Below are 14,887 nucleotides of genomic sequence, written 5' to 3'. Positions count from 1 at the left end.
GACGGCTCGATACGACAATGACCTGATGCCAAATCAGCCAATCATTCCGCGCATAGGACGTTGTCCGACACAATCGTCTTTGGCATGCCACGTTCAGCAATGACGCGATCCAGTTCCCGAGCAACGCGTTGACCAGACAACGAAGTGTCCGCGATCAGCACCAGATTCTCGCGGCTGAAGTCATCGACAACTGCCAAGATGCGGAAACGACGCCCGTCTGTCAGTGCATCGGATACGAAATCCAATGACCATCGCTGGTTTGGGCCATCCACTGCCCGGCAGTTGTTTGCTTGAAAACAATGAGAGGGAGGCAACACCATCGGCTTCCTTGTGCCCAAAGCACGTTTCCGACCGCCTTTGCGACGCACCTGCAGCTTCTCTTCGCGGTAGATACGCCTCACTTTCTTGTGGTTCACTTCGAGGCCCTCCCGCGCGATCATCACGTGGATGCGGCGGCACCCAAACCGACGTCGCTCTCGGGAAGCCCGCTTGATTGCATCCCTTGCCCGGCAGGCGATTGCGAAGCAATCTGCCGAGAGGGGGGCAGTTCAGCATCACCACCACGGCGCGACAGATATCTCACTGTTGACCGATCAACTTGCAGCACATCACACGCCCGTCGCTGACTGACCTGATGAACATCCATCAAATGCGCCACGGCTTTCCGCTTCCCAACGGGCGTCACCACTTTTTTGAATTGATGTCTCGTAGCATCGCGTTATCCAACATCTGTTCGGCCAGCAGCTTCTTCAACTTACCGTTCTCCTCCTCCAACGCCCGCAACCGCTTCGCATCAGATGGCTCCATGCCACCATACTTCGATTTGTATTTGTAGAACGTCGCCGAACTGATCCCGTGCCGCCGACACACATCAGCAGTCTTCTCGCCAGATTCCTGTTCCTTGATCATCGCCCCTCTCGGCAGATTGCTACGCAATCGCCTGCCGGGCAATGAATGATCTGTTCATCCGTAAATCGTGTCTTCATTTGTCCGTCCTTTTGTTGGGCGGACTCTACACAAATCTGGAGGAGTTTTAGGGGCGCAGGTCAAACCGCATCCTGTTGGAAAACTACTTCCTACCCGGCGATCTTGAGGCTCAGATCGAAGCCTTCGTCGACCACTACAATCACCAGCGTTACCACGAAAGCCTGAACAACGTTACACCCGCCGACGTATACCTCGGACGCGACAAAGCCATTCTACAGCAACGGGAAAGGATCAAACGTAAGACACTCGAAACGCGACGCTTGCATCACAGACAACGCGCCGCATAATGCAACCAACGAGATGAGCCGAACTCTCTCTTAGTTTAGGCCGCCTTTGGTGCCAAAAACCCTGACGACGGACACCAATCACGCGGCCGAACCATGTTTGGTGCAGTGACATCACCTACATCCCTGTGCGGCGTGGGTTTTTGTATCTGGTCGCGATCATGGACTGGGCGACCCGAAAGGTGTTGGCATGGCGGCTGTCGAACACGCTGGACGCAAGCTTCTGCGTCGAGGCTTTGAACGAGGCCATCGCCAAATACGGCAAGCCCGGAATTATGAACACGGACCAAGGATCGCAATTTACAGGTGCGGCTTGGATCACGGCTCTAACTGAGGCCAATGTCAAAATATCCATGGATGGTCGAGGTCGTTATCTCGACAACTTCTTCATCGAACGGCTGTGGCGGTCACTCAAACAGGAGGCCGTTTATCTGCACGAATTGCAGGACGGGTTCCAAGCCAAACGCGTGATCAACGACTGGATCGGGTTCTACAACTCCGAGCGGCCACACACAGCCCTCGACAAGCGATCACACGACGATGCATTCTTCGACACAGAACGTAACCAAAAGGCGGCATAACACCAACCCGATTACATCTTAGCTAAGCCGTAAAACTGTCCTAAATAGTGGGACCACTTCACTTGCTGAACGTCCGAAAGCTTTCAGCTCAGCACCTCTTAAATGAAGGGCCGATTGAACGTGACCACGAACGTCGTTCCCACACCCACCTCGCTTTCGTAGTCGATTGTCGCGTTGTGCTGCTTCAAGATGTTCTGGCAGATATACATTCCCAAACCTGTCCCGCGCTGTGCTGCGCGGCTGTCAGAGCTATCCACCTGCGAAAACAGGCCAAAAACTTTTTCCTTCGAGCCTTCAGGAATGCCGGCCCCGTTATCTTTGACGGATATTTGAGGTTGGTTATCAACATCACGCAGGCTGATTTCGACGTTTCCGCCAGTTTTCGAAAATTTGAAGGCGTTTGAAAGGATATTCGCAATAACGCGATCCAGCAGATGTTTGTCGCCACGCACATAGCAGGGCTGTCCGGCACCCGAAACGGTCAGCGTCACATCTAAATCGGCGCCATAGTTCTGGTATGCTTCAGCGGATGTTTCGATCATCTCGTTTAGATCGACAGGGACCAGCTTCACTTCGCGATTGCTGAACTCGTTCCGCTGAAGGTTAAGAATATCATTCACCAACGACAAAAGGCGTCCGCTGTTTTGCGTGGCGATACTGATTAAGCGTTGTGTCCGTTGCGGCTCGTCCGTCCGAAAGCGTTCATTCATCAAGCCGAGCGCGCCCATGATCGACGTCAACGGCGTGCGCAACTCGTGACTGACCACGGATAGGAACTCGTTTTTGACATTCTCTGCCTCGACCAGTTTTTCCAACGAATGCTGAAGCGAAGCCGTCAATTCGGCCAACTTGGCGTTCTTGACGGTCACTTCGTTCGAGTAGTCTGCGAGTTCCAGGTTGTCACGGTGCGCGATCAAAAGGGCGCTGATGGCCTTTCCGATCTTTGCCAAAAACGCCTTTTCTTGCGCCGTGTAGGTTCTGGTTTTCGTATCGAAAACACACAGCGTTCCGAGACGCATTTCAGGCGCTGGTTCCAACACCGTCCCAAGGTATGACCGAATGTTTGGATCACCGACCACAAAGGGATTTTCCGAAAATCTGGGGTCAAGCTGGGTGTCCGCGACCTCGAATTGTTCGCTATCCATGATCGCATGCGTACAAAACGACGCTTCCCTGCTGGTTGTGCCCAAGCCCTCTGCGCCGATGTTGGCAAGAATTTCCTGCTGATCCTCATCAATCAACGTGACCAGAGCAATCGGTGCGCCAACCAAGCGCGAGGCGACGTCGCATAACCCTTGAATTTCATCAAATGGCAGCGAAGCATCGAGCCTCATGTCGTTCAGAAATGACAGTCTTTCAGCTTCATTCGTCGGGATTGGTATCGTCATGTGTCAACTCCTCGCGTCCTTGGCCGAAACGGCAGTGTTCACGCGCTGGTTGATCTGATGAAGGACGCAGGTGCAAGCGAAGATTGGAAAAACCGTGACCCGCGCTGCGGATCTTTCGCGACTGCTCTCACAATTTGCTCGTGTCGTGAAGCGTGCCGTATGCTCGTGCCACTCTAAACAATCTCGTGAATTGACATGATTTCGGATGTTGGATAGCCCGATGATATGGCACGACATGGATCAAATAAGGGCACGACACTGCTGGGTTTTTTGTTTCGGCGATTTACCTTCGCCGTGACACTGACGCTCGTGCTGTCCTTGTCTTTGGTGCAGACTATCATGCAGATGGAAAACGGCCCCTCGCAGATGACGGCGCAAGCCATGCCGCACGCTGAACACGCCCCCGCGGGACACACATCCGACAGTGACACGGGCTCGCATGACATGTCGCAGGCTTGTTTTATGGTCTGTACGACGTGGACCGAAGCTGACACCGCGATCACGCTTGTACGCGGCGAATATAGTTCACAAATCCAGTTCTGGAATGTCGATACCAGAGCGTTGTTCCGCCCTGAAATGCCAGAGCGTCCACCGCGTACCATCTGACACTTTTTCGCAGGTGCCAAGGTTAGGCATCAATCAGATAAAGTGCGCCACTGGCGCCAGATGGATTTTTGAAATGACACATACGTTTTCACGACGTGGTTTTCTTGCGGCCTCCGCTGCGTTGACCGCGACAACGACACTTCCACGCATGGCTTTCGCGCAGACCTCGCCGATGGCGCTGACCGCTGGCACGCGGGTGCTTGATATCGACGGGCGTGCGGCCACCGTGTTTGGTCTGACCAATGGGGCAGGGGCGCAGGGCATCATTTTGGACCCCGGTCAACGGTTTCAGGTCGATCTGACCAACACGCTAACCGAAGACACCATCGTTCACTGGCATGGCCAACTGCCGCCAAACCGGCAGGACGGTGTGCCGAACGAGCCGATGTCGCTGCTGAAATCCGGTGAAACGCGCAGCTACGATTATGCGCCCACAACAGGCACGCATTGGATGCACAGCCACGTGCCGGTTCAGGAAATGAACCTGCTGGCCGCACCTTTGATCGTGCGCAGTGACGCCGATGTGGCCGCCGACCGTCAGGACGTCGTCATGTTCTTGCATGACTTTTCGTTCAAATCGCCAGCCGAGGTCTTGGAAGAGATCACAAGCGGGGGGGCGACCCACGATATGGGCGAGATGGACGCGCCTGCGGCCCAGCCAGATGCGATGGCAGGCATGGACCATTCTGGGATGAACATGGGCGGGGACACCGCGATGGGCAACATGGATATGTCCGGTGGTGCGATGGCTGGCATGGATCATTCCACGATGGACATGGATGGTGATACCGCGATGGGCGACATGGAGATGGATCTGAACGATTTCAACTTCGACGCTTATCTGGCCAATGATCGCACGCTCAACGACCCCGATGTTATCCGCGTGGATCGCGGCGGGCGTGTCCGGTTACGTGTGATTAACGCGGCGTCTGCCACGACGTTCTGGATTGATACAAACGGCGTTGAGGCGCGGCTTGTGGCCGTTGACGGGCATGATGTTGAACCGATGACGGGAACCCGTTTCGGAATGGCGATGGCGCAACGTCTTGATATCGAACTTGATATCACGGGCGAGGGCGCATTCCCGATCTTTGCACTACGCGAAGGCGAACGTGAACGCACTGGCATCATCCTCGCGACCCCGCAGGCCGCAATCCAAAAAATCAGCGGCATGGCAGACATGGCGTCACCTGCCTTTGATATCAACATGGAACAGGAATTGATGCTGCGCGCCACAAGCACAAATGCGCTGGCTGATCGTCCGGTGGATCGCAGCCATATGATCATGTTGAATGGTAGCATGGACCCGTACCTTTGGACCATTAATGGCCAGACGTGGGGCGATCACACGCCTATTTCTGTGGTTAGCGGCGAACGGGTTGCGTTGACGTTCCATAACATGTCGATGATGGGCCACCCGATGCACCTTCATGGGCATGTCTTTCAGGTGATTAACATCAATGGACAGGCCATTCGGGGTGCCATGCGTGACACCGTTTACGTGCCGCCGATGGCGCAGGTGACGGTTGCACTCGATGCAGGCGAGGCCGCACGCTGGATGCTGCACTGCCATCACATGCCGCACCTGTCGACGGGCATGATGACCGAACTCGCGGTCAGTGCGGTTTAACCCGTCAACGAAATCGGTTCCGAGGGCGTGAATGCGCTCTCGGGACCTTGTCTGCGTCAGGCTTTTTGTATCGTCAGTATAGGCGATCCACTGCTACTGATGTGCAGAAACCTTGGTGATCGCGGTCCGATTGTGGTAACGAGGCACTAACAAACGCGGGCTAAAAGTCCGGAATAAATCGTCGGCAGCGTCCGACCAACAGGAAACAAACATGACTTTGGGACGCCCCATTATCGTCTTGAATAGGCTGTTCGCTTTGCTGGCGATGGTGTTTGTATTGCTGTCCGCACCGATCAACGCAGGCACATTTGACCCCGAGCACAGCCATGAGAGCAGTGCTGTTGACCAAGCTGTCACAAAGTCCGCGCCGCATGCCGCGTCGTGCCATGGTGCCACCTTTTGCAACCTGATTTTCAGCCAATTTGAAGGCGCGGGTTTGAACCAACTGGCCATCAAAGATGCGTCGAAATTCCCAATCGAAGCCGTCGTGCGTGCCAATCGCGCGGACGAGTTCGACACACCGCCGCCACGAACAGTGTTTTTGTGATCTGACATCTTGTCTTAAACAAAATAACTGACGGAAAAATCATGAATAAGAAAAGCTTAGTCGGCGGCATTGCGATGTCCGCTATTGGGGTTGCTGTGTTGGCGCATAACGGTGCGACAGGGGTGACGCTGGAACGTATGAACGGCATGGTCGCGCTGCGCGGCGTGATGCGGCAGATGGCCCCGATGATGCAGGGGCAAACGGCCTATGACGTGCGGGCCGTCCAAGTGGCGGGTGCCACGATCATTGCGCATGCGGGCGCGAATATGACCAAACTGTTCCCGCAAGAACAGATCGCTGCGGCCTCCTACGCCAAGCCCGAAATCTGGGAAAGCTGGGAAGAATTTTCAGCGTTATCAGAACAACTGCGGGCTTACGGGCTTGGGTTAAGCTTGGCTGCACCGAACGGGTTATCGCGTCCTACGCCAACTCCCGCAGCGATTGATCCTTCCGATCCGGTTGACCATGCAGGCATGCAAATGGGCGACGACATGGCGGACCGTTCGGGCACTGACGTCGCACCGTTCTCGGTTGCCGAATTGATGGGGGTAGCACCACCAAAGAACCGCAATGCGCCAACCCCGACACAGACGTCCTCCAGCGCAAATGCACAAACAGGCGGGTTCGATTTTACGCAGATGGCCGCCCCGCAAGCGTTTGAAATGATTAGCAGTACATGCGCGTCATGCCATTCAGCCTTCCGGAATGGCAGCTGATATGAGAGGTTTATTTCGGTTCGGAATTATCGCCGCCATATTGGGTGGCGCGTTCATCGGCGCGGTTGCCTCGTGGCCTATCGGAAAAGAGGAAACGCTTGGGATGCTGCAAGGCGATCCATATCGCGGCGCTTATCTCGCGCGGTCCGGCGGCTGCATCGCGTGCCACACAAATGTCGATGCGGGAACGCCCGCGCTTGCGGGGGGCGCACCGCTTGAAACACCGTTTGGCACGTTTGTCCCGCCCAACATTACCGCAGACCCTATTGGCGGTATCGGTGGCTGGACGATGGATCAGTTCGCCGTGGCGTTGCGACAAGGTGTCAGCCCAGATGGGCAGGCGTATTACCCCGCATTTCCCTACGAGTTCTACGCTGCGTTTTCGGATCAGGATATCGCTGACCTCTGGGCGGCAATGCAGACCGTACCGCCTGCGGGGCAAGCCGCAGCGCCACACGATCTGGGGTTTCCATTCAATCAACGCTGGAGCCTGAAGTTATGGCGCGCCGCATTCCTGCAGCCAGTCACGGATTTATCGCCGGTGATGGGCAAGTCGGACGCATGGAACCGAGGTCAAGAGCTGGTTAACGGTGCTGCGCATTGTGCCGCGTGTCATACGGGCCGAAATCTGCTTGGCGGACTGAAACCAAGCGAGCAGTTTCTAGGCAACGACGCTTTGCCGGGGGGCAACACGGCACCGTCGATCACCGCCACGGACCTCGCAGCAGGCGGATGGAACGAGGCCGCGATCACCTACGCCTTGCGCACAGGTTTGATGCCGGACGGCGACGTCTTTGGCGGCAGCATGGCCGAAGCCGTGCGCGATGGCACATCGTTTCTGGACGAAGCGGATCGGCAAGCGATCGCGGCCTATTTGATGGATGGCAAAGGCCCCGCCGCACAACAACCGGCCGATAATGGGATGGCGGGTATGGCGCATGAAGGAATGACAATGAACTAAGTAGCGCGATGCAAGCTGTTCATGTCGCGGCGTGGCTAGCTTGCATCGTGCCGCTGGAACCAATTCCAAAACTGGACGTTAATTTTCTATGGGGCTCTCGTTCCCAATTCAACACCTTGGGAGGCCATGTAATGAACACCAATACCACGCAGCACACTAACGCCAAACAACACGGCAACAGCGGATACGGGCGTTTCTTTGCGATGATCGCCACATCGACGGTCGTGATGTACGGGCTGATGTATCTGAATACCTACGCAATCGACCACGTCTTCTTTTCGCAAACGCGGATGTGGATGGCGCTGTATATGGGCGGGATGATGGCGATCATCATGCTCATCTTTATGCTCGGCATGTATTCAAATCGCAAAGCCAACATCGCTATCTTCGCAGGTGCGGCGATTGCGTTTATCGCGGGCGTTTCGCTCGTCCGGACGCAAGCGACAGTGGGTGATGTTGCGTGGATGAAGGCCATGATCCCGCACCATTCCATCGCTATTTTGGTCAGTGAACGGGCGAACTTTTCTGATCCGCGCGTGATCGAATTGGCAGATGCAATCATCGAAGCGCAGCGCGGCGAGATCGCGGAAATGAAGCGTTATATCGCGGACATCGAAGCCAATGGCGACGCGCCAGCGGGTACACCACGCTCGCCCGAGGGCGAGTAACGGTCGCTGATACCACCAGTCTTTCCCGCATAGGCGAAGCTGGCATCTTAACCCTTGATGTGCTATCTCACACGAATGTTAGATTTTTTGGTTGAGCGTCATGCTTAAGATTGCCTTTCGTGCGGATATCGTGAAACGGTCCCTGATCGTGGCGCTGATCGTTGGCACCGTGCTCAACCTGATCAATCAGGGTGACCAGTTAATGTATGCGGGGTCCGTTAATCTTTTGAAGTGCCTTTTGACCTATACGGTGCCGTACTGCGTCGCGACATACGGTGCGGTCAGTGCCTTGCGGGCGCGTTAACTTTGCTCTGCGGATAGTGAGAATAGACAGTATGGCGCATAACGGCGACAGCAAAATGTACAAGATCGGCGAGTTGTCAAAGGTGTCGGGTCTCAGCGTGCGCACGCTGCGCGGCTACGAAGAGTTGGGCATCATTTCCCCCAGTCGGTCGGACGGCGGCACGCGCTATTATGGCGACGCGGAACTTGCTATCGCGCAGCTTGCGATGCGGATGCGCGAACTGAACATTTCTGTTGAAGTGATTAAAACCATAGCAACGCGCAGGCGGGCTTATGAAACGGGCGATCAATCCAGCACTGAAATGATGGGTATTCTTGAGAATTTGACCGACGATCTGCGGGATCAAGCTGCAGCGATTTTGGCGATGCAGGACGAGCTTCGCCGCACCGTTCGACTGCTGAAAGGCTGTCAGGGATGCAAGAACAAACCTACGCCAGAAACGTGTCCGGATTGCCCGATGCAGACAAGTGCTGACCGGCCCGACATGGCGCAGATGATCTGGCAATCGACCTAGGCGGGTACTCTGAATATCTGGCCAACCAGCGGCCAACTGACGTCAAATTCCGCCTCTTCGTCCATGGTTAACTTCGACAAGTCAGGCTCGGGTAAATCGACGCTATCCTTCACGGCACCTTGCACGGCCGACCACGTCGCCATGATCCCTTCCAACCTGTCCAAATTGCACTTGGCGCGTTTGAATGCCTGCGGGCGGGGGATTGAGACACCCGAAAATGCAAGGCCGTCGTAACCGGACAGCGCGAAGGGACGTTGATCTTCCCAATACGGCGCGATGGCATCTAAGATGGGATCGTAGGCGCGTCGGACGTCAGCGGGCAGGGACATTTCCCCCCAGCATAGCGCCGCAAAAACACCGCCCGGACGCAGAATGCGCCGCGCCTCATTCAGGTGTTTCGCGATATCGAAATGATGCAACGCCTGCATCGACACGACCAAATCAACCGACGCGTCATCGAACGGTAAATCTGCCGCATCGGCAGATATGGCTTTGACGGCGGTATCACTGGGTAGAGGGATCGGATCAAGATCAACGGCGTAGGACGTTGCATAACGACTTGCCAGAAATTGCGCGATCTCGGCATGTCCGGCCCCGCATTCGACGCTCGTTTCCTTGTGCAAAGGCAGAGCCGACAACCATGCTAAAAACTGATCTGGTTTCACCGGCTCTGCCTCCATTTCTAGCTCATTAACTCAGCGAATTTTTCCATCTCGCCGTCGTGCATGGTGTGCGACAACTCCGGTTTCGGAAACTGGCCGCCAGAGGCGCGATTGTAATACTCGGTGTAGGCTTTGCGCATCTCGCCCATCACGTCGCCGAACACTTCGCGTTTGGGTGGGATCGGGAACACGGAACAACCGATGATGTCGCGCGATACATGGAAAATACCATGCGCATGCGGGCCAGAGCCAAGGCTCGCGACAGCGACAGGCAGGTTCTCGTAGCACCATTTTGTCAGCTCAACTGACGTATGCTCGAACAGCGCCGCGAAAATGCCAGCGTCGATAGAAGCGCGCACCAATTCAACGATCTGCGCTGCTTCTTCGGCAGTGCGACCCGCTGGCGCGTGACCGGAATTCATCACCGCCCGTTCGCCTTGCACGCCGAAATGCCCGACAACTGGAATGCCCGCCGCGACGATGGCGCGAATATGCTCAACCGTGCCCATGGAGGGTTCGATATGCACACCATCCGCGCCTAGCTTGACGACGCGCGCTGCGTTGCGCACGGATTCCTCAATGGAAATACAGGCTGTGGTGTTCGGCATGTTGCAAATAATGAACGGCGAGGATGCGCCGCGCAGTACGCCTTGCAGCATATAGAGCTGTTCTTCAAAATCTACCGTGGCCATAGATTTGTGTCCCATCAAACCCATCGGGCCGGGGCTGCCACAGCAGAGCAAATCCATGCCCAGATCTTCGGCAATCATCGCGCTTGCGGTGTCGTGGCATTCCATGCCTACGATGCGTTCTCCCTTTGCGACCTTCTCGGCGAGATGCTTTAACCTTGTTTTGCGACGCTTTGTCATTGGTGTTCCTCCCTTATTTTCAGTTATCACCGTCGCGCTAGTCAGTTTCCTCAAAACGTTGTGTCAACGTGCCAACACAACCTAACGCGCGGTGTTTTCGAATTTCTTGACAGATGTACTAATTAGAATAACCTAACATAGGTGTTAGATTTTTAGCGTGAGGGAAAACCGTGCCACAGTCAACCGTCTGGTCAATCCATCCTTCGTTAGCTCGAAAATCGCTATTGAATGACTACTCGCTGGAAATCCCAGTCTCGAAGGTCAGCTCGTTTCATCCACCGCCAGAAATCTTTGTGAAGGGATCAGAGGTTTACCTGCCTCACCTGTCGCAAAAGGACACGGCAGGGTTGAAAGACGCCTGCAAGAAGATCGTCGCGTTAGGGTATCAGCCTGTACCGCACGTGGGTGCGCGTCATTTTGCGGACGAGGCGCAACTGCGTGAACATTTGACTGCTGCGCGTGATGGCGGCGCACGTCGGTTGCTGGTTATCGCGGGGGATCGCGATGACAGTCAGGGGCCATACATTGACGCGATGTCGGTGCTGTCGCATGCCATGGTTTCCGATCTGGGCTTCGCACATGTTTCGGTCAGCGGGCACCCAGAAGGGCACTCAAGGATCAATGGCGATCAGTTGCTTGATGCCTTGGAGGACAAGCTGGAAATGTTGGCCGTGCGCGGCATTCAGGCCTCAATCACAACGCAGTTCGGCTTTGATGCCGCGACTTATGTTCGTTGGATCAACATGTTACGCGAGCGCGACATTGATACGCCGATCAACATCGGGGTCGCGGGCGTGACGTCGATCCCGTCTCTGATCAAATACGCGGCGCTTTGTGGGGTAGGGCCGTCGCTTTCGGCGCTGCGCAAAAGGTCGGGCGCGATGGTTGGGCTGTTAAAAGGCTATGAGCCGACAGAGCTGGTTAACGAGCTGTCACAGACATTAACCTTGAACGACAAAGCGCCAGTGAAACTGCATTTCTTCCCGTTTGGCGGGGCGCGGAAAACCTTTGATTGGATCACCGCACGCTCGGGTACGCCAAAGTAATCGGCACGGCAGGCATGTCAGCTTCCGCGATCCATATCGAAGCAAATTGATCTAGCCGTCTGTCTGTTCCGATATCCACCCTTCATACACAAGCTGCACGCTTGGGCGCTGCATCACAGCATCAGCGATCCGCGCAACGTTCGGAAAGTCCTGTATCGCTGGCTGCCCGCGCGAGGGTTTCAGCCACGTCGTCAGCATAAACAGATAGATATCCGCCGCACTAAAACGATCACCTAGCGCCCAAGTGTTGTTGCCGATCTGATCGTCAATGACCTGCCACGTCTCGCGCAAACGCCGCAACCCACGGCGCTGGGCGCTTTGTTCCGTCTCGGGCGTATCCGCAAAGCGATCAGGGTAGTAATCCAGTTGAAACGCGGTCTGCACAGCATTGGAAAAGTAAAATAACGTCTGCAGAAACAAACCACGCTCGGGGGCGTCCAATGCAGGCGCGAGCATGGCTTCAGGATGGCGGTCACATAAGAAAACCGCAATCGCCGCGCATTCATACATCGCGTTTTCGTCCCAAACCAGCACGGGCACCCAGCCGTTTGGATTGAGCGCCAAGTGCGCGTGCGACCGGGGTTTATCCATATCAATGGTCACTGGAATGAGTTCATAATCGGCCCCAATCTCTTCGAGAATAACCCTGATCCCGAGGGATGCACTCGCGGGCGCGTGGTATAGTTTATAACTCATCTTGCGGCGTCCAATTCAGTATTCATTGTCTTGTGTACGCCAGTTAAGCTGCGCGTTCAAAGCGGTCTGTAAGGCGCTTTTGTAAATGAATGTTCTGTCATCTGGCCGACGTTCAGTGTGGCGCACTCAGCGCACGGCGCGGACTTATACAAAACGGATATTGCACTTTGTCGGGCGACGGGGGCAAAGTTTGTCCAACAATATCTCAGAGTTAGGACAGCTGATGCAAGACGCGCAACCAAGCCCAAAGGCTGCAAAGGTCGAGCCGCCAAAGATCAACTATTCCGTTTCATCGGGTCTGCCGGGGTGGTGTGGCGCACAAAAAGTCAGCATCGCAGTGACGTCTTATCAATCCGGCAAATTCTATCTTTTGGGGCGTAACCCCGAAACTGGCGGCCTGATGGTCAACGAGCGGATCTTTAAAAAAGCGATGGGTCTCGCGACGCCAGAGCAGGGCACAATCCTGCTCGCGACATTGTTCCAGATCACCCGTTTCGAAAACGTGCTAAACGAAGGTCAAGTCGCCAACGGCAGCTTTGACGGGCTTTTCGTGCCGCGCGTACTGCATACAACTGGCGTTCTAGATGCGCATGACGTCGGGCTGTTGGCTGACGGCCGCATCGTGTTTGTGAATACGTCGTTCAACTGTTTGGCTACGGTTTCGGATCGCCATTCCTTTGATGAATACTGGCGTCCGTCATTTATTTCCGACCTCGCGCAAGAAGATCGCTGTCACCTGAACGGCCTCGCGATGGGCGAAATCGGCACGCCGGATCAAGGCAAGGCGCGTTACGTCAGTGCGTGTTCGCGCTCTGACACAATCGACGGCTGGCGGGACCGGCGCAAGGACGGTGGTGTTGTGATTGATGTCGAGACTGGCAAAGTCGTCTGCTCCGGCCTGTCGATGCCACATTCCCCGCGCATCCACCAAGGGCGGCTTTATGTGTTGAATTCCGGCACGGGCGAATTGGGCTGGATTGATACCGACGCGGCACCCGAAGAGGCATTTAACCCGATCAAATTCCTACCCGGTTTTGCACGCGGTCTGTCATTCCACGGCAATCACGCGGTCGTTGGCCTGTCAAAGCCACGTCACGAACGCTTTGAAGGCTTGGATCTGGACCAGCGCCTGACCGATACAGATAGCGAGCCATGGTGCGGCGTGCAGGTGGTCAACCTAAAATCCAATAAGGTCGACCATTGGTTCCGCATCGACGGTGCCGTAACCGAATTGTACGATACTGGCGTCGTGACGGGGCCGTCCTGCGCTATGGCGCTCGGCTTTTCGTCATCGGAAATCCTGAACCTGATCACCCATAGCGACGCACCTTAAGCAGTCGCGAGGGCCGTAGCGATCTGCGCGGCCCCGTCGGCGGTGTAGTGAAACTCGTCCAGATAACTCAAGCGGGCAGGATCAACGTTTGCAATCCGCGCAGACGTCGGCAAGGCGCCCAAAATCGCGTCGGTATATGCGGCATACCGCAAGCGATGCGTCTCAAAACGCCAGCGATCCGGGTCCGATTGGGGAACAGTCAGGCGACATGATTTCTCGGCCTCCGAGAGCTGCGGCTTTTCAAAAGCCGTGTGCTCGGGGTGAAAGAGCAGCGGGCAGCCTTGTGTTTGCGCCAAAGTCGCAATCTGGCCAATCCAGAAACGAGCATAAGTGAGCAGGGACCGGAAGGCCGCAGTCTCTGTCGGGCTGTCGGGCAGATTTGCAGCGATAGCGCCTTTCTGAAAATCAGGAACGCCAAACAGCGGATCGCAATCACGGACAAACGCATAACGCGTCAATGTCCCGCCGGGCAGCAGGGCGATAAACTGCGGTGCTTGCGGGGCTTGGGCGCAAATCCGCAGGGCCACCGCATGCAGTGATTGCAACTGAGCCTCTGGAAACGACAGGTTCAAACACGGCATACCCGTTTGTGCGGCCAACTGCGACGGTATCGTCTGCGCATCACGCGCAAGGCCAAAGCCGAAAACATGGCTCGACCCCAATACCAACCCGTAGGGCTGGCCCGAAAACGCAGCGTTCAGATCATAAGGCGTGCCGTTCAACTCACCGCGCCGGAAGCCGAAACCATCGATGCTAAAAGCCGAGCATTCCGTGTTTGGGGCATAGGCCAGCACGCCAGATCGGTCGATCCAACGACGATGCCGGATATAGGCGCGAATTGGCTCATGGTGGCGTGCGAGCGCACGAAAATCGGCCATATGTGTCAATCCAACTGTAAACTTGCCGTTACGTTAACGATTTCAGGCTATCGCGCAACCTATTGCTTCCAATCAAGGAAATTCAGACGGCAAAATTTATGTGACAATTTAGCAACATAATTGAGTTAGTTATTCGCATAGGCGGAAAATCACCGAAATTGCACAATTGATTGTTAGCAGTAGCGCGTGTCCCACTTCAGGAATTTGCCCTGAGCTG

The 14,887-nt window shown here is 55.5% G+C and carries 15 protein-coding genes and 3 pseudogenes; 12 read left to right on the top strand and 6 right to left on the bottom strand.

Annotated features, from left to right (window positions below):
* Nucleotides 1-59: 59 nt before the first annotated feature.
* Nucleotides 60-986: pseudogene (locus FHS72_RS18480) on the bottom strand (IS3 family transposase); the annotation flags it as partial.
* A 63-nt stretch (nt 987-1,049) separates the two neighbouring features.
* Here FHS72_RS18480 and FHS72_RS09330 point away from each other — a divergent pair.
* Nucleotides 1,050-1,274: pseudogene (locus FHS72_RS09330) on the top strand (integrase core domain-containing protein); the annotation flags it as partial.
* A 65-nt stretch (nt 1,275-1,339) separates the two neighbouring features.
* Nucleotides 1,340-1,852: pseudogene (locus tag FHS72_RS09325) on the top strand (IS3 family transposase); the annotation flags it as partial.
* Between the two features lie 98 nt (nt 1,853-1,950).
* Here the strand turns inward: FHS72_RS09325 and FHS72_RS09320 are convergent.
* Nucleotides 1,951-3,240: a GAF domain-containing sensor histidine kinase gene (locus FHS72_RS09320; RefSeq protein WP_183528339.1), complete on the bottom strand. Its 1,290-nt coding sequence runs from the start codon at nt 3,238-3,240 to the stop codon at nt 1,951-1,953.
* A gap of 225 nt (nt 3,241-3,465) precedes the next feature.
* Here FHS72_RS09320 and FHS72_RS09315 point away from each other — a divergent pair, with 225 nt between their 5' ends.
* From FHS72_RS09315 to FHS72_RS09280, 8 genes are all read left to right on the top strand, one after another.
* Nucleotides 3,466-3,846: a hypothetical protein gene (locus FHS72_RS09315; protein WP_183528337.1), complete on the top strand. Its 381-nt coding sequence runs from the start codon at nt 3,466-3,468 to the stop codon at nt 3,844-3,846.
* A gap of 73 nt (nt 3,847-3,919) precedes the next feature.
* A complete protein-coding gene (locus FHS72_RS09310) occupies nt 3,920-5,476 on the top strand; it encodes a multicopper oxidase family protein (protein ID WP_183528335.1) in 1,557 nt (518 codons plus the stop codon).
* A gap of 211 nt (nt 5,477-5,687) precedes the next feature.
* Nucleotides 5,688-6,023 (top strand): hypothetical protein, encoded by a 336-nt coding sequence (locus FHS72_RS09305; RefSeq protein ID WP_183528333.1) that lies wholly within the window; start codon nt 5,688-5,690, stop codon nt 6,021-6,023.
* A 41-nt stretch (nt 6,024-6,064) separates the two neighbouring features.
* A complete protein-coding gene (locus tag FHS72_RS09300) occupies nt 6,065-6,739 on the top strand; it encodes a cytochrome c (protein ID WP_183528331.1) in 675 nt (224 codons plus the stop codon).
* 1 nt (nt 6,740) lies between these two features.
* Nucleotides 6,741-7,700, top strand: coding sequence for a c-type cytochrome (locus FHS72_RS09295; RefSeq protein ID WP_183528329.1), 960 nt, complete (start codon nt 6,741-6,743; stop codon nt 7,698-7,700).
* Nucleotides 7,701-7,831: 131 nt separating this feature from the next.
* A complete protein-coding gene (locus FHS72_RS09290; protein WP_246414607.1) occupies nt 7,832-8,368 on the top strand; it encodes a DUF305 domain-containing protein in 537 nt (178 codons plus the stop codon).
* 100 nt (nt 8,369-8,468) lie between these two features.
* Nucleotides 8,469-8,672, top strand: coding sequence for a nitrate/nitrite transporter NrtS (nrtS, locus tag FHS72_RS09285; protein ID WP_183528327.1), 204 nt, complete (start codon nt 8,469-8,471; stop codon nt 8,670-8,672).
* A gap of 31 nt (nt 8,673-8,703) precedes the next feature.
* Nucleotides 8,704-9,186: a MerR family transcriptional regulator gene (locus tag FHS72_RS09280; protein WP_183528325.1), complete on the top strand. Its 483-nt coding sequence runs from the start codon at nt 8,704-8,706 to the stop codon at nt 9,184-9,186.
* On the opposite strand, the gene FHS72_RS09275 is transcribed toward FHS72_RS09280, so the two are convergent.
* Both FHS72_RS09275 and FHS72_RS09270 read right to left on the bottom strand, forming a co-directional pair.
* A complete protein-coding gene (locus tag FHS72_RS09275) occupies nt 9,183-9,866 on the bottom strand; it encodes a class I SAM-dependent methyltransferase (RefSeq protein WP_183528323.1) in 684 nt (227 codons plus the stop codon). The two genes, FHS72_RS09280 and FHS72_RS09275, sit on opposite strands and share 4 nt — an antisense overlap.
* Before the next feature lie 2 nt (nt 9,867-9,868).
* A complete protein-coding gene (locus tag FHS72_RS09270; protein WP_183528321.1) occupies nt 9,869-10,717 on the bottom strand; it encodes a 3-methyl-2-oxobutanoate hydroxymethyltransferase in 849 nt (282 codons plus the stop codon).
* Between the two features lie 170 nt (nt 10,718-10,887).
* On the opposite strand from FHS72_RS09270, the gene FHS72_RS09265 reads away from it, so the two are divergent.
* Complete coding sequence (locus FHS72_RS09265) at nt 10,888-11,763, top strand: methylenetetrahydrofolate reductase (RefSeq protein WP_183528319.1); 876 nt, start codon at nt 10,888-10,890, stop codon at nt 11,761-11,763.
* A gap of 51 nt (nt 11,764-11,814) precedes the next feature.
* Here FHS72_RS09265 and FHS72_RS09260 read toward each other — a convergent pair whose 3' ends face one another.
* Nucleotides 11,815-12,459, bottom strand: coding sequence for a glutathione S-transferase family protein (locus tag FHS72_RS09260; protein WP_183528317.1), 645 nt, complete (start codon nt 12,457-12,459; stop codon nt 11,815-11,817).
* Nucleotides 12,460-12,682: 223 nt separating this feature from the next.
* Here FHS72_RS09260 and FHS72_RS09255 point away from each other — a divergent pair, with 223 nt between their 5' ends.
* Nucleotides 12,683-13,792: a TIGR03032 family protein gene (locus FHS72_RS09255; protein ID WP_183528405.1), complete on the top strand. Its 1,110-nt coding sequence runs from the start codon at nt 12,683-12,685 to the stop codon at nt 13,790-13,792.
* On the opposite strand, the gene FHS72_RS09250 is transcribed toward FHS72_RS09255, so the two are convergent.
* Nucleotides 13,789-14,670 (bottom strand): hypothetical protein, encoded by an 882-nt coding sequence (locus FHS72_RS09250; protein ID WP_183528315.1) that lies wholly within the window; start codon nt 14,668-14,670, stop codon nt 13,789-13,791. The two genes, FHS72_RS09255 and FHS72_RS09250, sit on opposite strands and share 4 nt — an antisense overlap.
* Nucleotides 14,671-14,887: the final 217 nt, after the last annotated feature.

The organism is Yoonia ponticola (assembly GCF_014199395.1).
Classification (GTDB): domain Bacteria; phylum Pseudomonadota; class Alphaproteobacteria; order Rhodobacterales; family Rhodobacteraceae; genus Yoonia; species Yoonia ponticola.
Note: the sequence above shows the minus strand (reverse complement) of the source record. Positions and strands in the feature narration are given on the sequence as shown.